Origin of the sequence: Streptomyces sp. NPDC086519, assembly GCF_040686075.1 — a bacterium.
Lineage (GTDB): Bacteria > Actinomycetota > Actinomycetes > Streptomycetales > Streptomycetaceae > Streptomyces > Streptomyces shenzhenensis.
The window spans coordinates 16,894-38,479 of the sequence record NZ_JBFBJL010000035.1 but is presented as its reverse complement, the minus strand read 5'-3'; the positions used below and the strand labels follow the sequence as shown (position 1 = coordinate 38,479).

21 protein-coding genes are annotated in these 21,586 nt (G+C 71.8%); 11 read left to right on the top strand and 10 right to left on the bottom strand.

The window, feature by feature from the left end; genetic code table 11:
• Positions 1-128: 128 nt before the first annotated feature.
• Both mgtA and AB0P24_RS29270 read right to left on the bottom strand, forming a co-directional pair.
• Positions 129-2,669 carry a magnesium-translocating P-type ATPase gene (mgtA, locus tag AB0P24_RS29275; RefSeq protein WP_365799132.1) on the bottom strand — a complete coding sequence of 847 codons (2,541 nt, stop codon included), beginning with the start codon at positions 2,667-2,669 and terminating at the stop codon, positions 129-131.
• Positions 2,659-3,021 (bottom strand): metalloregulator ArsR/SmtB family transcription factor, encoded by a 363-nt coding sequence (locus AB0P24_RS29270; protein ID WP_365799130.1) that lies wholly within the window; start codon positions 3,019-3,021, stop codon positions 2,659-2,661. Before AB0P24_RS29270 ends, mgtA begins: the two co-directional genes overlap by 11 nt.
• A 182-nt stretch (positions 3,022-3,203) precedes the next feature.
• Here AB0P24_RS29270 and AB0P24_RS29265 point away from each other — a divergent pair, with 182 nt between their 5' ends.
• A complete protein-coding gene (locus AB0P24_RS29265; protein ID WP_181809014.1) occupies positions 3,204-3,659 on the top strand; it encodes a tellurite resistance TerB family protein in 456 nt (151 codons plus the stop codon).
• Positions 3,660-3,741: 82 nt separating this feature from the next.
• Here AB0P24_RS29265 and AB0P24_RS29260 read toward each other — a convergent pair whose 3' ends face one another.
• Complete coding sequence (locus AB0P24_RS29260) at positions 3,742-5,187, bottom strand: aromatic amino acid lyase (protein WP_365799128.1); 1,446 nt, start codon at positions 5,185-5,187, stop codon at positions 3,742-3,744.
• Between the two features lie 58 nt (positions 5,188-5,245).
• Entirely contained in the window at positions 5,246-6,211 is a 966-nt protein-coding gene (locus AB0P24_RS29255; protein WP_365799126.1) for an ABC transporter substrate-binding protein, read from the bottom strand.
• Between the two features lie 317 nt (positions 6,212-6,528).
• Here AB0P24_RS29255 and AB0P24_RS29250 point away from each other — a divergent pair, with 317 nt between their 5' ends.
• From AB0P24_RS29250 to AB0P24_RS29235, 4 genes are read left to right on the top strand one after another with little or no spacing between them, the layout of a single operon-like run.
• Complete coding sequence (locus AB0P24_RS29250; RefSeq protein ID WP_365799124.1) at positions 6,529-9,009, top strand: sensor histidine kinase; 2,481 nt, start codon at positions 6,529-6,531, stop codon at positions 9,007-9,009.
• The gene (locus tag AB0P24_RS29245) at positions 9,006-9,482 is read left to right on the top strand and encodes a roadblock/LC7 domain-containing protein (protein ID WP_181808013.1); all 477 of its coding nucleotides are present in this window, start codon (positions 9,006-9,008) and stop codon (positions 9,480-9,482) included. The genes AB0P24_RS29250 and AB0P24_RS29245 overlap by 4 nt, the downstream gene beginning before the upstream one ends.
• Before the next feature lie 51 nt (positions 9,483-9,533).
• The gene (locus tag AB0P24_RS29240) at positions 9,534-9,950 is read left to right on the top strand and encodes a DUF742 domain-containing protein (RefSeq protein ID WP_089104679.1); all 417 of its coding nucleotides are present in this window, start codon (positions 9,534-9,536) and stop codon (positions 9,948-9,950) included.
• Positions 9,937-10,533, top strand: a complete 597-nt coding sequence (locus tag AB0P24_RS29235) for an ATP/GTP-binding protein (protein ID WP_181808011.1) — start codon at positions 9,937-9,939, stop codon at positions 10,531-10,533. The genes AB0P24_RS29240 and AB0P24_RS29235 overlap by 14 nt, the downstream gene beginning before the upstream one ends.
• 61 nt (positions 10,534-10,594) lie before the next feature.
• Here the strand turns inward: AB0P24_RS29235 and AB0P24_RS29230 are convergent, their stop codons facing one another.
• The 5 genes from AB0P24_RS29230 to AB0P24_RS29210 all read right to left on the bottom strand — a co-directional run bounded on the left by AB0P24_RS29230 (position 10,595) and on the right by AB0P24_RS29210 (position 14,144).
• Positions 10,595-11,263 carry an ABC transporter permease gene (locus AB0P24_RS29230; protein ID WP_365799121.1) on the bottom strand — a complete coding sequence of 223 codons (669 nt, stop codon included), beginning with the start codon at positions 11,261-11,263 and terminating at the stop codon, positions 10,595-10,597.
• A complete protein-coding gene (locus AB0P24_RS29225; protein ID WP_365799119.1) occupies positions 11,260-11,910 on the bottom strand; it encodes an ABC transporter permease subunit in 651 nt (216 codons plus the stop codon). The genes AB0P24_RS29230 and AB0P24_RS29225 overlap by 4 nt, the downstream gene beginning before the upstream one ends.
• Positions 11,907-13,037 (bottom strand): ABC transporter ATP-binding protein, encoded by a 1,131-nt coding sequence (locus tag AB0P24_RS29220; protein WP_365799117.1) that lies wholly within the window; start codon positions 13,035-13,037, stop codon positions 11,907-11,909. The genes AB0P24_RS29225 and AB0P24_RS29220 overlap by 4 nt, the downstream gene beginning before the upstream one ends.
• Before the next feature lie 238 nt (positions 13,038-13,275).
• The gene (locus AB0P24_RS29215) at positions 13,276-14,016 is read right to left on the bottom strand and encodes an FAD:protein FMN transferase (protein WP_365799115.1); all 741 of its coding nucleotides are present in this window, start codon (positions 14,014-14,016) and stop codon (positions 13,276-13,278) included.
• Positions 14,017-14,018: 2 nt separating this feature from the next.
• Entirely contained in the window at positions 14,019-14,144 is a 126-nt protein-coding gene (locus AB0P24_RS29210; RefSeq protein ID WP_365799113.1) for an FMN-binding protein, read from the bottom strand.
• A 268-nt stretch (positions 14,145-14,412) separates the two neighbouring features.
• Here AB0P24_RS29210 and AB0P24_RS29205 point away from each other — a divergent pair, with 268 nt between their 5' ends.
• Together AB0P24_RS29205 and AB0P24_RS29200 are read left to right on the top strand one after the other, a co-directional pair.
• The gene (locus AB0P24_RS29205; protein ID WP_365799111.1) at positions 14,413-15,108 is read left to right on the top strand and encodes a response regulator transcription factor; all 696 of its coding nucleotides are present in this window, start codon (positions 14,413-14,415) and stop codon (positions 15,106-15,108) included.
• Complete coding sequence (locus tag AB0P24_RS29200; protein ID WP_365799109.1) at positions 15,105-16,568, top strand: HAMP domain-containing sensor histidine kinase; 1,464 nt, start codon at positions 15,105-15,107, stop codon at positions 16,566-16,568. Before AB0P24_RS29205 ends, AB0P24_RS29200 begins: the two co-directional genes overlap by 4 nt.
• On the opposite strand, the gene AB0P24_RS29195 is transcribed toward AB0P24_RS29200, so the two are convergent.
• Positions 16,565-17,473, bottom strand: a complete 909-nt coding sequence (locus tag AB0P24_RS29195) for a LysR family transcriptional regulator (RefSeq protein WP_365799107.1) — start codon at positions 17,471-17,473, stop codon at positions 16,565-16,567. The two genes, AB0P24_RS29200 and AB0P24_RS29195, sit on opposite strands and share 4 nt — an antisense overlap.
• An 85-nt stretch (positions 17,474-17,558) precedes the next feature.
• Between AB0P24_RS29195 and AB0P24_RS29190 the strand changes: the two genes are divergently transcribed.
• From AB0P24_RS29190 to AB0P24_RS29175, 4 genes are all read left to right on the top strand, one after another.
• Positions 17,559-17,648: a putative leader peptide gene (locus AB0P24_RS29190; protein WP_365799105.1), complete on the top strand. Its 90-nt coding sequence runs from the start codon at positions 17,559-17,561 to the stop codon at positions 17,646-17,648.
• Between the two features lie 222 nt (positions 17,649-17,870).
• Entirely contained in the window at positions 17,871-18,425 is a 555-nt protein-coding gene (gene ssuE, locus AB0P24_RS29185; protein WP_365799103.1) for an NADPH-dependent FMN reductase, read from the top strand.
• Between the two features lie 47 nt (positions 18,426-18,472).
• Positions 18,473-19,939, top strand: coding sequence for an NtaA/DmoA family FMN-dependent monooxygenase (locus AB0P24_RS29180; protein ID WP_365799101.1), 1,467 nt, complete (start codon positions 18,473-18,475; stop codon positions 19,937-19,939).
• Positions 19,939-21,585: an ABC transporter substrate-binding protein gene (locus tag AB0P24_RS29175; protein ID WP_365799099.1), complete on the top strand. Its 1,647-nt coding sequence runs from the start codon at positions 19,939-19,941 to the stop codon at positions 21,583-21,585. The genes AB0P24_RS29180 and AB0P24_RS29175 overlap by 1 nt, the downstream gene beginning before the upstream one ends.
• Position 21,586 lies beyond the last annotated feature (1 nt).

Below are 21,586 nucleotides of genomic sequence, written 5' to 3'. Positions count from 1 at the left end.
ACCGCCCCTCCCTTTCTCACGTTGTTCCGTGCCGACGGAGGGTGCTTCACGCGCCCCGGCCCGGCAGTGACGATTGCTACGTTGCGCAACTGTACAACCCAAGGTGGGAAAGGTGACCGCGACCGGCGCTACGACCGGCCCGGCCGCCGCCGGTCATGGCGGGCCCGCACCGCCCGCAGTGCCAGGGCGTACAGCCCCAGGACGGCGGCCAGCAGCGCGTGGTAGGCGGGCGGCAGCCCGGTCATGCCCAGGGCCGCGCCCACCGGACCGGGCGGGAGCAGCAGGCCGACGGCGGCGAGGGCGGCGGCGGCCCGGGCGACGGGCCCGGGGCGGGTGCCGCCGCGCAGCAGGAACATCACCAGGGCCTGGGTGAGCAGGTTCTCGGTGAACCAGGCGGAGTGGAAGACCGCCTGGTCGTCGAGGGCGTCGGGGCCGCGCAGGGCGAGCGCGAGAACGCCGAAGGTGGCGAGGTCGGCGATCGCGTTGAGCATCCCGAAGCCGGTGATGAACCGCAGGAAGGCACGTGGCCGCAGCACGGTCGGGCGGCGCAGTGCCGCGGGGCCGGGGCGGTCGTACGCGAAGGCGAGCTGGGCGGCGTCGAAGCAGAGGTTCTGGGCGAGCACCTGGACCGGGAGCATCGGCAGGAAGGGCAGGAGCAGGCCGGCGAAGAGCATCGCGATGACGTTGCCGAGGTTGGAGGAGAGGGTGACCCGCAGATAGGAGGCGATGTTGGCGCTGCTGTGCCGGCCGGCGGCGACGGCGTGCCCGATCGCGCCGAGGTCCTTCTCGGCCAGCACCACGTCGGCGGTCTCCCGGGCGAGGTCCACGGCGGTGCGGGGCGCGATCCCGACGTCGGCCGCGCGCAGGGCGGGGATGTCGTTGACCCCGTCCCCGAGGAACCCGACGGTGTGCCCGGCGGCGCGCAGCCCGGCGACGATCCGCGCCTTGTCCTCGGGGGTGCAGCGGGCGACGACGACGGACTCGCGGACCGGGCCCGTGCCCTCCGGGGCCGGACCGTCCGCCGGGCGCGGTACGTCCGTCGCCCTTCCCGCCTCGACGGTTGCCAGTCCCAGGTCCCGGCAGGCCCGCGCGGCGGTGGCCGGGTGGTCGCCGGTCAGGATCCGGATCGAGACGCCGAGGTCGGCCAGGCCGCGCAGCGCCTCGGCGGCGCCGGGGGCGAGGGCGTCGCGGAAGGTGACCAGGCCGCGGAAGGCGAGGCCGTGTTCGTCGGCGGCCGTGTAGGGGCGGGTGCGGGCCGGGAGCCGGGCGGTGGCCACGGCCAGCACGCGCAGCCCGGCCTCGGCCTCAGCGGCGGCGAGGGCGAGGAGACGGTCGCGTTCGGCGGGGCCGAGGTCGCAGCGGCGCAGTACGTCCTCGGCGGCGCCCTTGGTGACGAGGACATGGGTGCCGGGGGTGCCGGCCACGACGGCGGTGGCGGCGCGCCGCTCGGGGTCGAAGGGGACGGCGCCGACGCCGTCGTACTCCTCCCCCACCGGTCCGGCGGCCGTGAGCAGGGCCTCGTCGAGGGCGTCGGGGGCGGGCAGTTCGGCGAGTTGCAGGGTCCACCAGGCGCCGACGGCCGCCCAGCGCAGCACCTCGGGGTCCTCGGCGCCGTCGGGTCCGAGGGCGCGATCGACGACGGGCCGGTCCTGGGTGAGGGTGCCGGTCTTGTCGATGCAGAGCACGTCGACCGCGCCCAGGTCGTGCAGCGCGGGCAGCCGCCGTACGACGACCCGGTGGGCGCGGGCCAGCAGCGCGGCGCCCCGGGCCAGGCAGGTGGTGACGATCACCGGAAGCATCTCGGGGGTGAGCCCGACGGCGACCGCGACCGCGAAGGGCAGCGTCTCCAGTCCGCGGCCGCGCAGGGCGGCGTTGGCCATGAGGACCAGCGGCGGAGTGAGCAGCATGAACCGGACGAGCACCCAGGAGATGCCGTGCACGGACCGGTCGAAGGCGCTCGCCTCCCGCGGCGCGGCCGCGCCCTGCGCGACGGCGAACCGGGTCCGCTCCCCCGTCTCCACGACCACCGCCGTGGCACTGCCCGAGGCGACCCCGCTGCCCTGGAAACAGAGGTACGGCTCCTGGAAGGGACCGTCGTCTGCGGTCCCGGGGACGTCGACCGCCGTCTTCGCGACGGGCGCCGACTCGCCGGTGAGCACGGCCTGGTGCACGGTCAGCCCACGGGCGCGCAGCAGTCGTACGTCGGCCGGGACCAGGTCGCCGGGTCCGAGCCGGACGACGTCACCCGGCACCAGTTCGGCGACCGGCACCTCCCGGGCTCGCGGCGGTGCGTCCGCGTCGCTGCGGCGCAGCACGGTCGCGGTGCCGGCGACGAGCGCGCGCAGACCGGCCAGGGCACGGTCGGCCCGGTGTTCGCCGAGGGCGCGGAGCGCGGCGCTGACCGCGACCAGGGCGAGGATCACGACGGCCGTGCCCCAGGAGGCGACGAGGGCGGAGACCAGGCCGAGGGTGAGGAGGACGGCGGTGAAGGGATCGCGCAGGGCACGGGCGCAGCGCAGCGGCCAGGAGACGGTGTGCGGGCGGGGCGGGGTGTTCTCGCCGAGGTCGGTGAGCCGGGACGCGGCCTCGGCCTCGGTCAGCCCGCGCGGTCCCGTGTCCAGTCGGCGCAGCACCTGCAGCGAGGTGGCGGCCTCGCCCTCACAGACCATGGAGCCGTCGGGGGGCCGGGAGCTCGGCGTCGGCGGTGCGGGCGGTGAGGCGGCCGACGAGCAGGCGTACCACGTCGACGACGTCCGGGTCGTCGACCAGGTACACCTGGCGGCGGCCCTCCCGGCGGGAGCGGACCAGGCCGGCCAGCTTCAGTTTGGTGAGGTGCTGGCTGACGGCGGGCAGCGCGCCGCCGACCCGCTCGGCGAGGCCCGTGACATCGCTCTCGCCCTGGGCCAGCGCCCAGACGATGTGCAGCCGGGCGGGCGAGGCGAGCAGCCCGAAGGCCGCGGCCGCCTCCGTGAGCACGTCCGCGGTGGGGTCCTCGCGACCGCTGCCGGGCACCGTCGCCACCGTCGTGGTCCTCCTGTCCACCGCGGCGGGGGCCCGTCGCGGATCGGGTCGAAGCGACCCGTCGCGGGCCGGAGGGACAGTTTAGGACGCGGGAACTTATCGGCCGCCGCACAAGTTTCTACGGTGTTGTAGAAGTAATTTCCTGGCAAGCAGGTCTTGTACCGACCGAGGAGTGAGTGCGCATGGCCCTGTGGGACCGCATCAAGGAGTCCGCGACGCAGATGCAGACCCAGCTCGTTTCGAAGAAGAACGACCTGAAGAGCGGTGCGTTCCGCGACGCGAGCATGGCGATGTGCGCGCTCGTGGCCGCCGCCGACGGCACGATCGACCCGGCCGAGCGCCAGCGGGTCGCCCAACTCATCTCGACCAACGAGGTGTTGCAGAACTTCCCGGCGGACGACCTGCGCCGCCGCTTCGAGGAGAACCTGAACAAGCTGACCACCGACTTCGCCTTCGGCAAGGTGAGCGTGCTCCAGGAGGTCGCCAAGGCCAAGAAGAAGCCGGCCGAGGCGCGTGCCGTCATCCAGATCGGCATCGTGATCGGCGGCGCGGACGGCGACTTCGACAAGACCGAGCAGGCCGTGGTCCGCGAGGCGTGCTACACCCTGGACCTGCCGCCGCACGAGTTCGACCTCTGACCGCAGCCGGGGCCGGGCCGGCGGGGGCGGGGGCGAAGGCGGCTCACGTCGGCCGGCTCGTGGCCCAGCGGGGCAGGGCTGCTCAGACGTCGGCCAGCAGGGGCAGCAGCGCCGTCGCCGCCGTCACGTCTCCCGTCAGCGCGCGGTCCTCCATGTCCCCCGGCAGAGCCGCCGCGGCCACCCTGAAGACGGGCACCGCCGGCTCCACCGGTCCCAGCCGCAACGCCCGCACCGCCACCACCAGTTCGCAGGCCAGGACCACCGCGTAGGCCTCCGCCGCCCGTTCGGCCTGTTTCGCCGCCTGGCCGGCGAAGCTCGCCGCCTCCTCCAGACCGTGGGAGAGGACGGTGTGGCCGGCCGACGCGGGGGTGGCGCTGGAACGGAGCTCCGCGAGGGCCGAGTTGGCGGTGTACTCCAGGATCATCGTGCCGGAGCTGCTCACCGGGCCCGCGGTCAGGAAGGCGGGCAGGCCCGTGAGGTCGGCGCGGGTCAGGGCCTGGAGGCGCGCGGCGGAGAGCTGGGCGGTCTGGAGAAGGGCGAGGTCGAGGCCGTCCAGGGCCAGGGCGAGCGGGGCCGCGAAGAAGCCGCCGTGGTGGTAGAGGTTGCCGTCGGGGGCCAGGACGGGGTTCTCGGTGGCGCAGTTGATCTCCGTCTCGATGATGCGGCGGAGGGCGTCGGCGGCCTCCAGGGCCGCGCCGTGCACCTGCGGGAAGGCGCGGAAGCCGTAGGGGTCCTGGATGCGGCGGCCGGTGGTGAGCGGGCGGTCGGGCATCGCCAGGAGGCGTCGTACCTCAGCCGCTGCTCTGGCCGGGCCGGGGTAGGGACGCAGGGCGTGCACCTCGGGGGCGTAGGCCTCCGGGGAGCCGGAGACGGCGGCCAGGGAGAGGGCGGCCACCGCGTGGGTGGCCCGCAGCAGGACGTCCAGGTCGTGGCAGACCAGGGCGGCCCGGCCCAGGGCGAGGGCGTTGCTGCTGAGCAGGGCGAGCGAGTCGCCGGGGTGGAGGGTGACCGGGGCGGGCAGTTCGGCGTCGGGGGACGCCGTGAGCCAGGGACGTTCGCCGATCAGGGTCAGGCCGGTCTGGGCCAGGGCGGTGAGGTCGCCGGTGCCGACACCGCCGTACTCGTTGACGGCGGGGTGCGCGCCGAGGCGCAGGGCGTCGGTCAGCGCGGTGACGAAGGAAGGGTGGATGCCGGACCCGGCGGCGAGCAGCTGGTTGGCGCGGACGGCCATCAGCGCGCGGGCCTGACGGGCCGGCAGCAGCGGGCCGGCGCCGCCGGCGTGGCTGCGCAGCAGGCGCAGGGTGTGACCGGCCGCGTCGGACGGGTCGACGGTGACGGAGCGGTGGGCGCCCACGCCGGTGCCGCGGCCGTACCAGCGCCCCTGTGCGGCGAGGCGGTCGGCCCTCTCGTGGGCACGGCGGACCCGGTCGAGCGCCTCGGGCGGTACGACGGGACCGGCAACGGCGTCGGCGAGCCGGACGAGTCCGGTCAGGCCGAGGCCGTTGCCGTCGAGTACGACACGGTCCAAGGAAGGTCCAGGGAGAGCCAGGGAGATCCAGGGGGATCCGCGGAGGGCCGGAGGCGGGTCAGCTGGTGAGGCCGACCTTCTTCAGCCAGGCCTGGGCGACGTCCAGCGGGTCCTTGTTGTCCGACTGCACCTGGGTGTCCAGGTCCAGCAGGGTCGCGGTGTCGAGCTTGGCGGAGACGGCGTTGAGGGCGTCGATGGCCGTCTGGTTCAGGGCGCTCTTGTAGACCAGGGGCTGGACGTTCTCGAAGCCGAAGAGGTTCTCCGGGTCCTGGAGGACGACGAACTTCTCCTTGGTGATGGTCGGGTCCGTGCTGAAGATGTCGCCGGCCTGCACCGCGTTCTTCTTCAGGGCGGCCTCGGTCAGCGCGCCGCCCGCGTCGAGCGCCTTGAAGGACTTGAACTCCAGGCCGTACACGGACTTCAGGCCGACCAGGCCCTGCTGGCGGGTCTGGAACTCCGGCGAGGCGCCGATGACCAGGTCCTTGGCGATGTCCTTGAGGTCGGCGATGGAGGACTTCTCGGTGAGGTTGTACTTGGCGGCGGTCGCCGCGTTGAGCGTCACCGTGTCCTTGTCCTGCGCGTCCGCCGGGTTCAGCAGCGTCAGCTTGGGGGCGAGCTTGGCCTCGACGGCCTTGGTGGTCTCGTCGACGGTCTTCGGAGCCGCCTTCGGGTCCAGGTAGGCGAGCAGGGCGCCGTTGTACTCGGGCAGGACCGAGATCGAACCGTTCTTGAGCAGGCCGTAGGTGGTCTCGCGGCTGCCGATGTTCGGCTTGTAAGTGACCTTGACGCCCTTGGCCTTGAGCGCCTCGCCGTAGAGGTCGGCGATCAGGGTGCTCTCGGAGAAGTTGTTGGAGCCGACGACAACGGTGTCCCCGCTCGCCTTGCTGTCCGACAGCGGGTCGGACTTGCTGTCGCCGGAAGAAGAGGAGCAGCCCGCCAGCAGGGCCGTCGTCGCCGCGAGCGCGACGGCCGCCACGCCTCGGTATGTCCGGATTGACCTGCTGGGAAGGGTGTTGGAAGTCACGGTTGCCGTTCCGGGAGCTGTGGGAAGGGTGGGGGTGTTGCGAAGCACTCCATCGATCCAATCCAGCCGGTTCTCGGTCAGTCAAGTATCTCCGGGTCACCGATTGGCTTCGATCCGTGTCCAGTTGTGGACGGAGCGCGGTCTCTTTGTAACGGATTCTTGATAGAGAGCAAGCGGAACCGGGCTTCCAGAACGCTGTAGTCTCACGGCAGTTGATATCGGTCACAGCGGTGCACGGGGCCCGCTACTCGGTGTCGTTCCGCAGCAGCTCGGGGTGAAGACGCCCCCAGACCAGACACCCTCATGAAGGAGGCCCGGTGTCCACGAACCAGGTGGACGCGCCCGTCCGGCCCGCCCAGGCGCGGGGCGGGGTACGGGGTTTCGCCGACCGCTGGCCCTTCCGGCGCAAGCTCAACCTGCTGGTCGGTGTGCCGCTCGCCGTCATCGCCGTACTGCTGGCGTACGTCTTCACCGATCTGGTCCGGCAGTCCACCAGCGCGGACGACGCCTCGCAGACGGTCCGGGACAGTGCGCAGGTGGCACGCCTCGTGGACAACGTCGAGGCGGAACACCAGCAGGCGATCCTGCTCTCCGCGCGGTACGAGTCCGGCGACGCCAAGCCCTCGGCCGCCGCCTACCGCAAGGCCCAGGACGCGGTGAACTCCCAGGTCACGAAAGTCCGTGAGGTCTTCGGCGACCGGCTGCCGGGCACCGAGGGGGACGCCCTGCGGCAGGTCGAGGGCCTGTCCAGCCTGCGGGAGTCGGTCGAGCAGGCCTACCTGCCGGCCGACAACATCGACCCGGCGTACGCCAACGCGTCCAACGACCTGATCGACGGCCTCGGTCTGGACCGCGACACCAACCTCGCCTCCACCTTCACCGGCAACCTGCTGGACTCGCTGCTGCGCGCGGACGCCGCCCACGGCGCCTTCGAGACCAACGTGCTGGCGGCGACCACCGGTGACACCAACGCCCTGATCGAGTTCACCAACGCGGTGGGCGCCTACGACCTCTACCAGCACCAGGCCGCCCGGTTCACCCGGTTCGCCACCGAGGGCCAGGCCCGGCAGCTGGCCGACGTCGAGCACACCAAGGCCCAGAGCACCATCGCCGAGTCCTTCGCCGAGCTTCAGATCGACCCGACCAAGCTGGTCTCAGGCAACCAGGGCCAGATCCGGCGGGCCGTCAAGGACGCGCTCTCCGACTACCCGGCCTACCACGACCAGGCCACCGCCCGGCTGACCATCACCACCTCGCTCATCGGCCAGATCGCCGAACGGGCCGACGCCACGGCCGCCTCCGCGCGGTGGCGCGCGATCTGGCTGCTGAACGGCTCGCTGCTCGGCTTCGTCCTGTGGATCGCCCTCGCGGCGCTGGTGCGTCGCTCGATCATCCGCCCGGTGCAGGCGCTGACCGGGGTCGCGCACGAGGTCGCCGAGGTGGCGGGCCGCGAACTCGCCCGCGTCGCCGACGACGACGCCGAGGACTCCGGCCCGCCCCGGCTGCGGGACATGCCGGTCACCGCCCGCGACGAGATCGGTGACCTGGCCGAGGCGTTCAACCAGGTGCAGACCACGGCCGCGGCCCTGCTGGAACGCCAGGTGCTCAGCCGCCGCAACACCGCCGAGATGTTCGGCAACGTCGGCCGCCGCGTCAGCAACCTGACCACCCGCCAGCTCGCCTTCATCGACGCGGTGGAGCGGGCCGAGACCGACCCGGCCCTCCTCGAACGCCTCTACTCCATCGACCACATCGCCGTCCGCCTGCGCCGCAACGCCGACAGCCTGATGCTGCTGGCCGGCATCCGCGAGACCGTGCTGGCCGCGGGCCCGACCCCGGTGTCCAACGTCGTCCGGGCCGCGCTCGGCCAGATCGAGGGCTACCAGCGGGTACGGCTGTACGCGGGCACGGATGCCATGATCGAGCCGGACATCATCGGCGACCTCACGCTGATGGTGGCCGAACTCCTGGAGAACGCGGTGTCGTTCTCGCCGGCCGGCAGCCCCGTCGAGGTGACCGTCCGCTCCAGTGACGCGGGCGCCCACATCGTCGTCACCGACCACGGCCTCGGCATGAGCGCCGAGCGGCTGGCCGAGGAGAACCAGCGGCTGATCCGCCGTGAGCGCCTCGACCTGGTGCCGACCAAGGTGCTCGGCCTCTTCGTGGTGGGTGCGCTGGCCCGGCGCTGGGAGATCGGCGTCGAGCTGACCCGGACCCCGGGCGGCGGTGTCACCGCCGAAGTGACGCTGCCCGCCCGTCTGTTGCTGACGATGAGCTCGGTGGCGGACACCCCCGGCACCCCGTTCGCCGGGGAAACGGCAGCACCGCCGGTACCGGTGGCACCGGTGGCGGCCGCCGAGCCGACCGGCCCAACCCCGGCCGTCATGGTGCCGACCGCCGCCGAGCCGGAGAGCCCGCTCCCGCGCCGGCTGCCGCGCCGCGAGGCGACCGCCGAGCCGGCCGCTGCGCAGGCCCCGCTCATCCCGGCCGCCCGCTCCGGCGAGCCCCCGGCCGGCCCCGACTCCGATCCCTGCTCCGGCGACGGGACCCGCCCGCTGCGCCGCCGGGTACGCGGGGCGACCCTGCGCACCACCGTCGGTGCCGCCCAGAGCCTCGCCCAGGCGCCACGCACCCGCGACGCCGAGGCCGAACGGCACGAGCTGGACGAGTTCGAGGCAGCGGTGGAACGCGCCCGACGCGACAGCGACACCGGCAGCCACGAGCGGCCCCGGCCGCACAACGACCCCACGCACCCCCCGCAGCACCAGAACCACCTTCCGGAAGGAGCCGAGCAGTGAGCACGTCGACAGGTGACACCCCGACGGGCGGCACCACGCCGACCGACCTGCAGGCGGCCGCAGCCGACTTCACCTGGCTGCTGAACCGCTTCGCCACCGAGACCGCAGGCGTGGTCGACGCGATCGCCGTGTCCTCCGACGGACTGCTGATCGCGGTCTCGGAACTGCGTGAGCGCGCCCACTCCGAACGGCTGGCCGCGATCGTCTCCGGCATCACCAGCCTGGCCGCCGGTGCCTCCGGCAACTACGGCCTGGGCGGCCTCAACAAGGTCATCATCGACCTGGAGGGCGGCCATGTGATCGTCTCCGCGATCGGCAACGGCGCCGTGCTCGGCGTGGTCGCCGACAAGGAGGCCAAGCTCGGCAACATCGCCTACGAGATGACGCTGTTCGCGAACCGCGCGGGTGCGGCGCTCAGTCCGCAGCTCGTCCTGGAACTCAAGAACAGCGTCGGCGTCCCACAGACGCGCTGACCGGCACCGCCGGTCGGCACGCCGAGAAGGCCGAGAGAGGAATACACAGCCATGGCGGACGGCACCCCGCCCCCGGGCCCGGACCCGGTCGGCCCCGCCCCCGCCGTACGGCCGTTCCTGGTCACCGCCGGCCGGGTGGCGGACAGCGCCTCCGGACCGGCGATGCCCGTCGAGACCCAGGTGGTGGCCACCGCCGCCGGGCTCGCCGTGCTGGACCGGCTCTCCTTCGAGCAGCACGACATTGTCGCCGCGTGCCGGATTCCGCAGTCGCTCGCGGAACTGGCGGCGCGGCTGCGGCTGCACCTGAACGTGGTCCGGGTGCTGGCCGAAGACCTGCGCGAGGCCGGGCAGCTGACGGTGCACGTGCCCGACTTCGAGGCCACCCACGACTCGTCCGTCCTGCGCAGGGTTATCGATGGCCTGCGGGCCATCCCCGACTCCCGAGGGGTACTCCGTGACACCGACTGACTCGCTGACCCGGGGCACCGGGCGTACGGCCGTACGGCCGCCGCTGCCGGTGAAAATGGTCATCGCGGGCGGTTTCGGCGTGGGCAAGACCACCGCCGTCGGCTCGATCTCGGAGATCGAGCCACTGACCACCGAGGCGTCGATCACCGAGGTCGCGGCGGGTGTGGACGACCTCACGCTCACCCCGCGCAAGACGACCACGACCGTGGCGATGGACTTCGGCTGCATCACCATCGACCCGACGCTGAAGCTGTATCTGTTCGGCACGCCCGGGCAGGAACGCTTCGGCTTCATGTGGGACGACATCGTGGAGGGCGCGCTCGGCGGGCTCGTCATCGTTGACACGCGTCGCCTCGACGACTGCTACGCCGCGGTCGACTACTTCGAGCACAAGGGGATTCCGTTCGCCGTCGCGATCAACGCGTTCGACGGGCGCGTGGAGCACACGCTGGACGAGGTCCGGTGGGCGCTGGACGTGGCCGAGGGGACCCCGCTGGTCGTCTTCGACGCACGTGAACGGGGTTCTGTCCGGGACGCGCTGCTTGTCGTCCTGGAACTGGCGTTGGCGCGGAGTGGGGGGTAGTCCGGCGGGTGGGGAACTGCGGGCCGCATGCGGCTGAGCGCGCAGTTCCCCGCACCCTGGGTCAGTTGCCCCGTCGTACTCCGGGAGAGACCGTCAGTCTCTGTACCGCCCAGAAAATGCCCAGTGTGGCCAGGGCCATGGCCGCCACCAGCGTGGCGCCGCCCACGACCTTCTCGTAGTTCTTCTGGTAGAGGCCGTCGATGATGTAGCGGCCGAGGCCGCCCAGACTGACGTACGCCGCGATGGTCGCCGTCGAGACGATCTGGATGGCCGCCGAGCGCAGGCCGCTGAGGATCAGCGGGAGGGCGACCGGGAGTTCGACCTGGAAGAGGACGCGTGTCTCCGGCATCCCCATGCCCCGGGCCGCGTCCACCGGGGACGGGTCGACCGAGCGCATCGCCTCGTACGTCGTGACCAGGATCGGCGGTACGGCGAGGATCACCAGCGGGATCATCACCGGCAGCATGCCGAAGCCGAGCCAGATGAACATCAGGACCAGCAGGCCGAAGCTGGGCAGCGCCCGGCCGGCCGTGGCGACCAGGGCGAGGGCGTTGCCGCCGCGGCCGTAGTGGCCGGTGAGCAGTCCGATGGGCAGGCCGATGACCGCCGCGTAGGCGAGGGCCTCCAGGGAGTACTGGATGTGCTCCCAGACGCGGGTGGGGATGCCGTCGTAGCCGTGCCAGTGCGAGCTGTCGCTGAAGAAGGCGTGGACGAAGTTGAGGACGTTCACCGGGTGCTCTCCTTCGGCATCCAGGGCGTCAGCACACGGCGTACGAGGACGAGGGCGGCGTCGGCCAGGATGGCCAGCACGGCCGTGGTCACGACGGAGTTCACCGCCAGTTCGGGGCGGTGGTAGATGTTCGCGTCGTTGAGCAGGTTGCCGAGGGCGCCCTGGTTGCCGATCAGCATGCCGACGCTGACGAGGGAGATGCTGGAGACGGTGGCGACGCGCAGGCCCGCGATGATCGCGGGGACGGCGATCGGCAACTGCACCTGGAAGTAGCGGCGTACGGGGCCCAGACCCATCGCGGTCGCGGCGGCCAGGGTCTCCTCCGGGACCGAGCGGACGCCGTCCACGATGGCCGGGACCAGGACCACCAGGCTGTACACCGCGAGCGGGATCATCACCGTGGTCTCGGTCTGGCCCGTGTAGTCGATGAGGACGACGAAGAAGGCCAGGGAGGGGATGGCGTACAGGACCGTCGTCACGCCCAGCACCGGCGGGTACAGCCAGCGCAGGCGCACGCAGAGCTGGGCGACGGGGAGCGAGACCAGCAGACCGGCCAGGACCGGGATCAGGGCCTCGCGCAGATGCAGGCCGATCAGGCCGAAGTAGGTGTTCTGGAGGTCGCTCGGGATGTCGAAGAAGCCGCTCATCCCCCGGCCTTCGCGTCGTCGCGGCCCTCGGCGTGGGCGGTGCGGATCGCGGCGCCGATGACCTGCTGGGAGACGACGCCGACGGCGCGTCCCTCGCCGTCCACGGCCACGGCCCAGCCGGTCGGCGAGAGGACGGAACCGTCGAGGGCGGCCCGCAGCGAGTCCCTGCCGGGCACGAACGGCCGCCCGTGGGGGATCAGTTGCTCCGGCCGGATCGAACCGGCGGTCAGGGCCCGCGGCTCGCCCCAGCCGAGCGGCCTGCCGTCCAGGTCCGTCACGAGGAGATAGGGGGTGTCCGCCGAGGTGCGCGCGGCGAGCTTGCCGGCATCGGCGTCGATCGCGACGATCGGGGCCTGCTGCAGCTCAAGGCCCGCGGACGGGAAGAAGGACAGCCGCCGGATGCCCCGGTCGGCACCGAGGAAGTCCTCGACGAAGGCGTCCGCCGGGTCGGTGAGCAGTTCGGCCGGCGGGGCGAACTGGGCGAGGTGGCCGCCCGTGCGCATCACGGCGACCATCGTGCCGAGCTTGATCGCCTCGTCGATGTCATGGGTGACGAAGACGATGGTCTTGCCCAACTCACCCTGGATGCGCAGAAGTTCGTCCTGAAGTCCCTTGCGGACCACGGGGTCGACGGCGGAGAACGGCTCGTCCATCAGCAGCACCGGCGGGTCGGCGGCGAGCGCCCGGGCCACACCGACACGCTGCTGCTGGCCGCCGGAGAGCTGGTACGGGTAGCGCTTGGCGAACGCCGAGTCGAGCCCCACCCGCTCCATCAGCTCGGCCGCCCGGGCCCGCGCCCTCTGCTTGCTCCAGCCGAGCAGCCGGGGCACGGTGGCGATGTTGTCGATGACGGTGCGGTGCTGGAAGAGGCCGGCGTTCTGGATGACGTAACCCATCGACCGGCGCAGGGTGTTGACCGGCTGCGCCTGGATGTCGGCGCCGTCGAGGAGGATCCGGCCCTCACTGGGCTCCACCATTCGGTTGATCATCCGCAGCGTCGTCGTCTTGCCGCAGCCGGAGGGACCGACGAAGACGGTGATCGAGCGATCCGGTATCTCCAGGGAGAGCCGATCGACGGCGACCGTTCCGTCCGGGTACCGCTTGGTGACTGAATCTATCCGTATCAAAACGCCGAATGCCCTTCGGGTTTGGCAGAAAGTGCCCGGTAATCGACCACGGTCGCCGTGGCGCAGGCCGTTGCGGACAGAGTCTAAACCGGAACTGTTTCAGCACTTTGGCGACTGACTGATCCTCTTCAGTTTGTGACCTGCCGACAGCACACCGCGCGGCACCGGGGAACCGACCGCGCCGGACAGCGCTCCGATCGTCGTGGTCATGAACGAGACGAACGCGGGCGGCGTCCGGTCAGGCGGTTGCCGGCGGCTCATCCGCGACCGGGAAGCCCGCCGTCCGCAGCACCTGCCGCTCCGCGTCCACGGCGAACACCTCGCAGCCCGGCCGCGCGGCCGCCCACCCGACGCCCTCGGCGCCCATCGCGAAGGCGGCCGTGGCCACCGAGTCCGCCTCGGTCAGCGAGGGGGCCACGACGGTCAGGCTGAGCAGCCCGGTCGCCGGGCGCCCGGTGCGGCCGTCGATGATGTGGTCGCCGCGCTCGTAGCGGGCGGAGGTGGCGACCGCCCCGTCGGTGAGTTCGAGGACGGTGCACAGCCGGTCGGCGTGGTCGGGGTGGCGTACCCCCACCCGCCAGGGGCCGCCGGCGGCGACCACGTCACCGCCGGCGTTCAGCACGAACCGCTTCGCCCCGGCCACCGCCAGCAGGCGCGCGGCCCGCTGCACCGACCAGCCCTTGACCACCGCGCACGGGTCGAGGCCCCGCCCCGGCAGCCGTGCGTCGAACGCGCCCCCGGTCGCCAGCCGGTACTCCTCGCACAGCGCGAGCACCTCGGCGAGGTCGGGGCTCGTCTCGGACTCGGCGAGCTCGCCCCGGTCCATACGGGAGACCTCGCTGTCCGGCCGGAACGGGCTGAACCGCTCGTCGACCTCGCGCAGCCAGGCGAAGACGGCGTCCGCGGCCCCCGTGAAGTCACCCGCGTCGTCGACGCGGAGGGAGACCGGGAAGCCCATCACGTGTTCGACTCGGTGCACGCTCAGCCCTTCGCGTCGGCAGCGGCCTGGAGGGACTCCCGGCAGGCGTCGCTGGTGATCGTCGCGCCGGACACCGTGCCGATGCCGGCGCTCTGTGCCTTCAGTGTCTCCGATGTCAGCACCGGCACGGCGGCCGTGGTCTGCGGACGGCTCGGACGCTGGAGCGTCTGCGCCGCGGAGAGCCGGTCACCGGAGAATGACCTGGACCCGCACCGGGCCCTTGTCCGTGGTGACGGTGGTGCCCTTGACGACCGTGCCCGAAGGGGTGCCCGAGGCGCCGGTCGAGACCCGCGGCCGCTGTCGATTTCCTGTCGGACGGCTTTCAACTGGCTATCGATGTGCTCTCTGGGTGAGCACGGGGCCGGCGCCCACGGCCGGGTGCCGCAGTATGAGCGGGTGGAAAAAGTACGACTCCTCGTCGTGGACGACGACCCGCCGATCGCCGACCTGGTCGCGACGGTCGCCCGGTACGAGGGCTGGGAGGCGGTCACCGCGTACTCCGGTGCGGACGCGCTGGCCCGCGCCGCCGAGTTCCGGCCGGACATCGTCGTGCTCGACCTGATGCTGCCCGACCTCGACGGTTTCGGCGTGCTCGACCGGCTGCGGCACTCCGGGACGATGGTGCCGGTGGTGTTCCTCACGGCCCGCGACGGGGTGGCGGACCGGGTCGCCGGGCTGACCCGGGGCGGGGACGACTACCTGGTCAAGCCGTTCGCGGTGGAGGAGCTGATGGCCCGGCTGCGCACGGTCCTGCGGCGCAGCGCCGGTCCCGGCTTCCAGCGCTCGGTCCTGCGGATCGCCGACCTGACGATGGACGAGGACACCCGCGAGGTCCGCCGCGGCGACCGGCCGCTCTCCCTCACCCCCACCGAGTTCGAGGTGCTGCGCTACCTGATGCGCAAGTCGCCGACCGTGCTCACCAAGGCGCAGATCCTCGACCACGTCTGGGAGTACGGCTTCGGCGGCCGTTCGAACGTGGTGGAGCTGGTCGTCAGCCGGCTGCGCCGCAAGATGGACGAGGCCGGCGGGGAGCCGCTGATCCACACCGTGCGCGGCTTCGGGTACGTCATACGGCCCCAGGCTGCCCCGTGACCGGCAGGCTGCGCCGCTCGTACCGGACCATGCGCCTGGGCACCCGGCTGGCGCTGGGGCTCGGGGCGCTGGCGCTGGTGGTGTTCGCGGTCGTCGGCACGGCCCTGACCACGTACATGCGGGACTACCTGTCGGCCCAGCTGGACGACCAGCTCGGCCTGGCCCAGGTCGCCCAGTCCAAGAGCATCGCGCAGAACGGCACGCTCCAGGGCAAGAAGTACTACCACTGGTACTACGCCGTGTACGACGTCTCGCACGGCACCCCGGTGCTGCGCAAGCCGGAGGAGAGCGGTGACCTGCCCGCGGACATCGCCCCGCTCACCTCGGTGGCGAAGGCGCAGATCGCCGCGGGCACCGAGGTACTGCGGACCAGGGACCTGACCGGCGAGGGCGAGTACCGGCTGCGCGGCTGCGCGGTGGAGCCGGGCGTGGTGCTGGTCAGCGGGGCGCCGACGGAGAGCATCGACGACACGGTACGACAGCTGGTCACGGTCCAGGTGGTCGCCTTCGGGCTGGCGCTGCTGGCGCTGGTGGTGTTCGGCCGACGGCTGCTGCGGCACGGCCTCGAACCGCTGAGCGACATGGCGCACACGGCTCATGGCATCGCCTCGCACAACCTGACGGAGTCGGCGGCCCGGCTGCCGCTGCGCGCGGCGAAACGGGGCGGCGGGCCGGAGGTCGAGGAGTTGCGCACCGCCTTCAACACGATGCTCGAACACATCGACCACTCCCTCGCCGTGCGCGCCGAGGCCGAACAGCGGCTGCGCCGCTTCGTCGCTGACGCCTCGCACGAGCTGCGCACCCCGCTGATGTCGGTACGCGGCTACGCCGACCTCTTCCAGTACGCCGCCGCCAACGAGCCCGGGGAACGCGACCGCCATCTGGCCCGGCTGCGCGCGGAAGCCGCCCGGATGGGCGTCCTCCTCGACGACCTGCTGCTCCTCGCCCGGCTCGACGCGGCCGAGGTGGAGACGCCGCTGCGGCTGGAGGACGCCGACCTGACGGAGCTGGTCCGGGAGGCCGCCGACGCCCTCCGCGCCGCCCACGCCGACCACCCCCTGACGGTGACCGCCGGCCCGGACCCGGTCCCGGTCCGCCTCGATCCGGTGCGGATCCGCCAGGTGCTGGACAACCTCCTCACCAACGCGGCCGTCCACACGCCGGCCGGCACCCCGGTGTCCGTGACGGTCGCCGTCGTCGCCGGCTCGGCGTCGGTGAGCGTCACCGACCACGGCCCCGGCATCCCGGCCGGCGACCGCGCCCGGGTCTTCGACCGCTTCTACCGCGTCGACAAGGCCCGCAGCCGCGACCGCGGCGGCAGCGGGCTCGGCCTGTCGGTGGCCAGGGCACTGGTGGAGGCGCACGGCGGGACCATCGCCCTGGGCGAGGACCCCACGGCCGCCACGGTGTTCACGCTGACGCTGCCCGGCAGCCCGACCGCCGCCCGCACCGCCGGCTAGCGCTGGTACAGCCGCGCCCGCTCCAGCAGGATGTCGTGCAGATCGCGGACGGCCTCGGCGTACGAACCGGAGCGGCGGCGCTCCGTGACCATCAGGACCTCCGTGTCCTTCTCCGCGTCGGCGAGCGGACGCCAGGTGATCACGCCGTTGCGTTCCAGCGGGTCGCCGATGACGCTGAAGTCGGGCAGCACGGTGGCGCCCAGCCCCTCGGCGACCATGAGCTTGCCCATCTCGGCGCCGTCGGTGGAGTAGGAGAAGGCCGGGGTGCGGCCGCGCAGCAGCCGGTGGATGTAGCGGTGCATCACATAACCGGCTCGCATGACGATCAAGGGCTCGCGCAGCAGGGCGTCGGTGCTGACGGCGGAGTGCGCGGCCAGTGGGCTGTCGGGGCGCAGGCAGACGACGGGGCGACCACGCAGCAGCTGGGTGGAGTCCAGGTCGGGCGGCAGGTCGTCGCCGGTGAGGTAGTTGACAAGACCCAGGTCGAGGCCGCCCTCGGTGAGCATCCGGTGGATGTCGACCTGCTGGGCGGTGACGATCTCGACCTGGGTCTGCGGGTGTGCGGCGCGGAAGTCCTGGACGGCGGGGACGAGCAGCGGGACGGTCGCGGCATGCACCGTGCCGAGCCTGACCATCCGGCTGACCTGGTGCTGGTGGTCGGCGGCCTGCCGCAGCCGGTCCACGGCCTCCAGAACCGCGGCGATGTGCGGCAGCAGTTCGCGGCCGGCATCGCTGGTGCGGGCTCCCGAACGATGGCGGTCCAGCAGGCCGACACCGAGTTCGCGTTCGAGGTTGCGGACGGTCTCGCTGAGCGCGGGCTGCGACAGGTGCAGGGCCTCGGCGGCGCGGCGCAGGGACCCGAGCCGGGCGACGGTCTGGAGGTACTCGAGCTGTTCGATCCGCATGAAAGGGGAACCCTATCAGGGCATCACCGATCCTTAGCAGGGGTCACCTCGACCGATCGGGCCATCATCTGCTTAAATCCTTCACATGAACCAGCGCAAGGACCTCACGCGTCGACGCCACGTCGACCTCTCGCGTGTGTCCAGCGGCCTCTGTTCGCCTCGCGCCGCCCGCTGAGCGAGTTCTCCTCTCGCGCTTTCCCGCCGTGACCCCCGGGTTTCGCCTGCCCGCAGCCGGGCGGCGTTCTTCCTGACCTTCCGCCGGTCCGGCGTCTCTTCTCTCCATCCCCTCACGTGACCGTGACCTGCCCGTTTCCACCGCTTCGGTCGATACGGGACGGCAGCCCACGGCCGGCGCTCCCCTGCGCGCTGCCGCCCTGCCCTCTGTGAAGGAGCCCTCATGCCCACCGTGCTCTCCGTCTCGGGAAGCCCGTCCGCGACCTCCCGCACCGGTCGCCTGCTACGCCACCTCGACGCGCGCCTCGCCGGGCAGGGACACCACGTGATCCCGCTCGACGTGCGCTCCCTGCCTCCCGAGGCGCTGCTGGGGGCTGATTTCGGCCACCCTGCGATCCAGGACGCGGCCCGGTTGTTCGAGAGAGCAGACGGCGTGGTGATAGGGACACCCGTTTACAAGGCCGCCTACTCAGGTCTCCTCAAGACCCTCCTGGACCTGCTGCCCCAGTACGCCCTCGCGGGCAAGGCGGTGCTCCCGCTGGCCACCGGCGGCAGCCCGGCGCACGTCCTGGCCGTGGACTACGCGCTGAGGCCGGTGCTCACCTCCATGGGCGCAGACCATGTGCTGCCCGGCTGGTTCGTGGTCGACAAGCACATCACGGCCGCCCCGGACGGCGCGGTCACCGTCCAGGAGGACACCGCCCGCGAGGTCTACCGGGTCGCCGACGCCTTCTCGGCCGCGCTCACCGCCCGGCACCACGTCCTCGCCGCGGCCTGATTCCCCGAGCCGGACTCCGAAACATCCAGCACCCCTCGAAGGGCCCCATGTCCCGCACCCAGCCATCCGCCCGACCGCCGCGTTCCACAGGGAAGAAGCGGCTCATCCTCAACCTCTTCGAGATGAACTGCGTCAGCCACATCACCCACGGCCTGTGGCGGCTGCCGGACAACAACCGCGAGCGGTTCAACGACATCGAGTACTGGACCGAGTTGGCCCGGCTGCTGGAGAAGGGCGGCTTCGACGCCGTCTTCCTCGCCGACGTCGTCGGCACCTACGACACCTTCCGCGGCTCCGCGGAGACCGCTGTCAAGCAGGGTCTGCAGATCCCCAACAACGACCCGGCCGTCGTCGTACCGGCCATGGCCGCCGTGACGAAGCACCTCGGCTTCGGGATCACCTTCTCGACCACGTACGAACCGCCGTTCGCCTGGGCCCGCCGGGCGAGCACGCTCGACCACCTCACCAAGGGCCGCGTCGGCTGGAACATCGTCACGTCCTACCTGCCCAACGCCGCCCGCAACCACGGGCTGCCGGACGAGGTCGAGCACAGCACGCGGTTCGAGATCGCCGACGAGTACCTCGACGTGCTCTACAAGCTCTGGGAGGGCAGCTGGGACGACGACGCGATCGTCGCCGACCGCGAGCACAACGTGTTCGCCGATCCGGCGAGGATCCGCCCGATCGACCACGTCGGCAAGCACTTCAGGGTCGAGGGCCCGCACCTGCCCAGCCCGAGTCGCCAACGCACCCCGGTGCTCTTCACCGCGACCCAGTCGGCCGACGGCATCGCCTTCGCCGGCAAGCACTCCGAGGTCGTCTTCACCGGCGGCGGCACCCCCGACGCGGTCAAGCGGCTCGTCGCCGACCTCAAGCAGGCCGCCGTCGACGCCGGCCGGACCCGCGACGACCTCAAGGTGATCACGACGGCCGGCGTCATCGTCGCGCCGACGGAGCAGGAGGCGCGCGCCAAGGCCGCCCGCTTCCAGGAGCTCTCCGACCCCGAGGGCTACCTCGCCCACGCCGGACTCCCGTGGGACCCGACCGCGTTCCCGCCCGAGACCCCGCTCGCCGACGTCGCCGCCGAGGACGGCCGTGCCGGTCGCTGGCGGCAGCTGACGTCCGACGGAACCGTCGGTGAGTTCCTCGCCGGCTTCGGCGACATCTCCCGCCACCCGCTCTCGGTCGTCGGCACCCCCGAGCAGGCGGCCGACGCGATCGAGCACTGGCTCGACGACCTCGGCCTCGACGGCATCAACCTGCTCCAGTACCACACCTTCGACACGGCGAAGGACTTCATCGAGCTCGTCGTGCCCGTCCTGCGGGCCCGGGGCCGGCTGCGCACGTCGTACGACGAGTCCGAGTCGCTGCGCGACCGCATCTTCGGCCGCGGCGACCGGCTGCCGCCCGACCACCCCGCCACCCGCTACCGCGGCGGCAGGAACCTCCCCCGCCCCGAGGGCATCTCGGACCCGATCCCCACGCCCGACCCCCTTGCAGAGAAAGCCGGCTGATGACCTACTTCACCAGACCCCGTCTCGCCGCCGCCTCCGTCGGCACCGTGCTCGCGAGCCTCACGCTGGCGGCCTGCGGCAGCGGCAGCGGCTCGGCCGACGGCGCCAACGGCAAGCCCGTCCAGGGCGGCACGATCACCTACACGCACGTCCAGGAGCCGCCCTGCATCTTCGGCGGCTGGATCCAGCAGGCCTACATCTCCCGCCAGGTCCTCGACGGCCTCGTGGCCGAGGCCGAGGACGGCAGCGTCAAGCCGTGGCTGGCCACCTCGTGGAAGACCTCGGCCGACGGCCTGACCTACACCTTCACCCTCAAGGACGGCGTGAAGTTCACCGACGGCACCCCGGTCGACGCCGCGGCCGTCGCCTACAACTTCAACCAGTTCGAGAACACCGACCTCAACGGCACCGCCAAGGTGTCGATGGACCCGTACTACAAGAGCGCCGAGGCGATCGACGCGAGCCACGTCGCCGTTCACCTCACCAAGCCCTACCCCGAGTTCCTCCGCCTGATCACGCAGGGGTACTTCGGCATCCAGTCCGAGCACGCGCTCAAGACCCGGACGAAGGAGCAGAACTGCGAGCAGCCGATCGGCTCCGGCGCCTTCACGGTCGAGAAGTGGAACAAGGGCCGGGACGTCATCTTCAAGAAGAACCCGCATTACACCTCGTGGCCCGCGACCGCGAAGCACCACGGCCCGGCGTACGTCGACAAGATCGACTGGAAGTTCGTCGCCGACGGCACCTCGCGCTACGCCTCGCTCACCACGGGCCAGTCCGACGTGGTCTACGAGGTGCCGACCGTGAACTGGAAGGACGCCCGGTCCAGGTTCAAGAACACGATCCGCTACATCACTCCGGGTCACCCGGTCTCGTTCTACCTCAACACCGCGAAGGGGCCGTTCACGGACAAGCTCGTCCGTCAGGCCTTCGCCTACGCCGCCGACCGCAAGGCGGCGGTCACAGCGGGCTTCCACGGCGTGATCCCCTACGAGCCCAACCCCGCGGTCTCGCAGTCGACCCCCGGCTACCTCGGCACCGACCCGTACCCCTACAACCCCGGCAAGGCCGCCGGGCTGCTGGCGCGGGCCGGCTGGAAGAAGGGCGCCGACGGGATCTACGCCAAGGGCGGCCAGAAGCTGAGGATCCGGCTCGTCTACGGCCCGGGATACATCTTCACCAGCGAGGGCGCGACCGTCCTGCAGGCGTTGCAGGAGCAGTGGAAGCAGAACGGTTTCGACGTCACCCTCGTGCCGGCCACGCAGGCCGAGTCGTGGGGCGGCAAGTACAGCGGCCCGGACGGCTACGACGCCCAGGCGTCGTACTGGACCAGCCCCAGCCCGGCGATCCTCTGGATCGTCTGGCGTGAGTCCACCAAGAACAACCCGAACGGCAACAACCAGTCCTTCTACAACAACCCGACGCTCACGCGGCTGATCGACAAGGCCAACACGAACACCGACACCGCCGCCGGGTTCGACCAGTACAAGCAGGCCCAGAAGATCATCAACGACAACGCCGCCGGCATCGGGCTCTACACCCAGAACACGCTGATCGCCGTCTCGGACAAGCTCCACGGCTTCTGGGTGGAGAAGAGCCAGGGCGAGCCGGTCTTCTCCGACGCGTACTTCACCGCCAAGCAGTGAT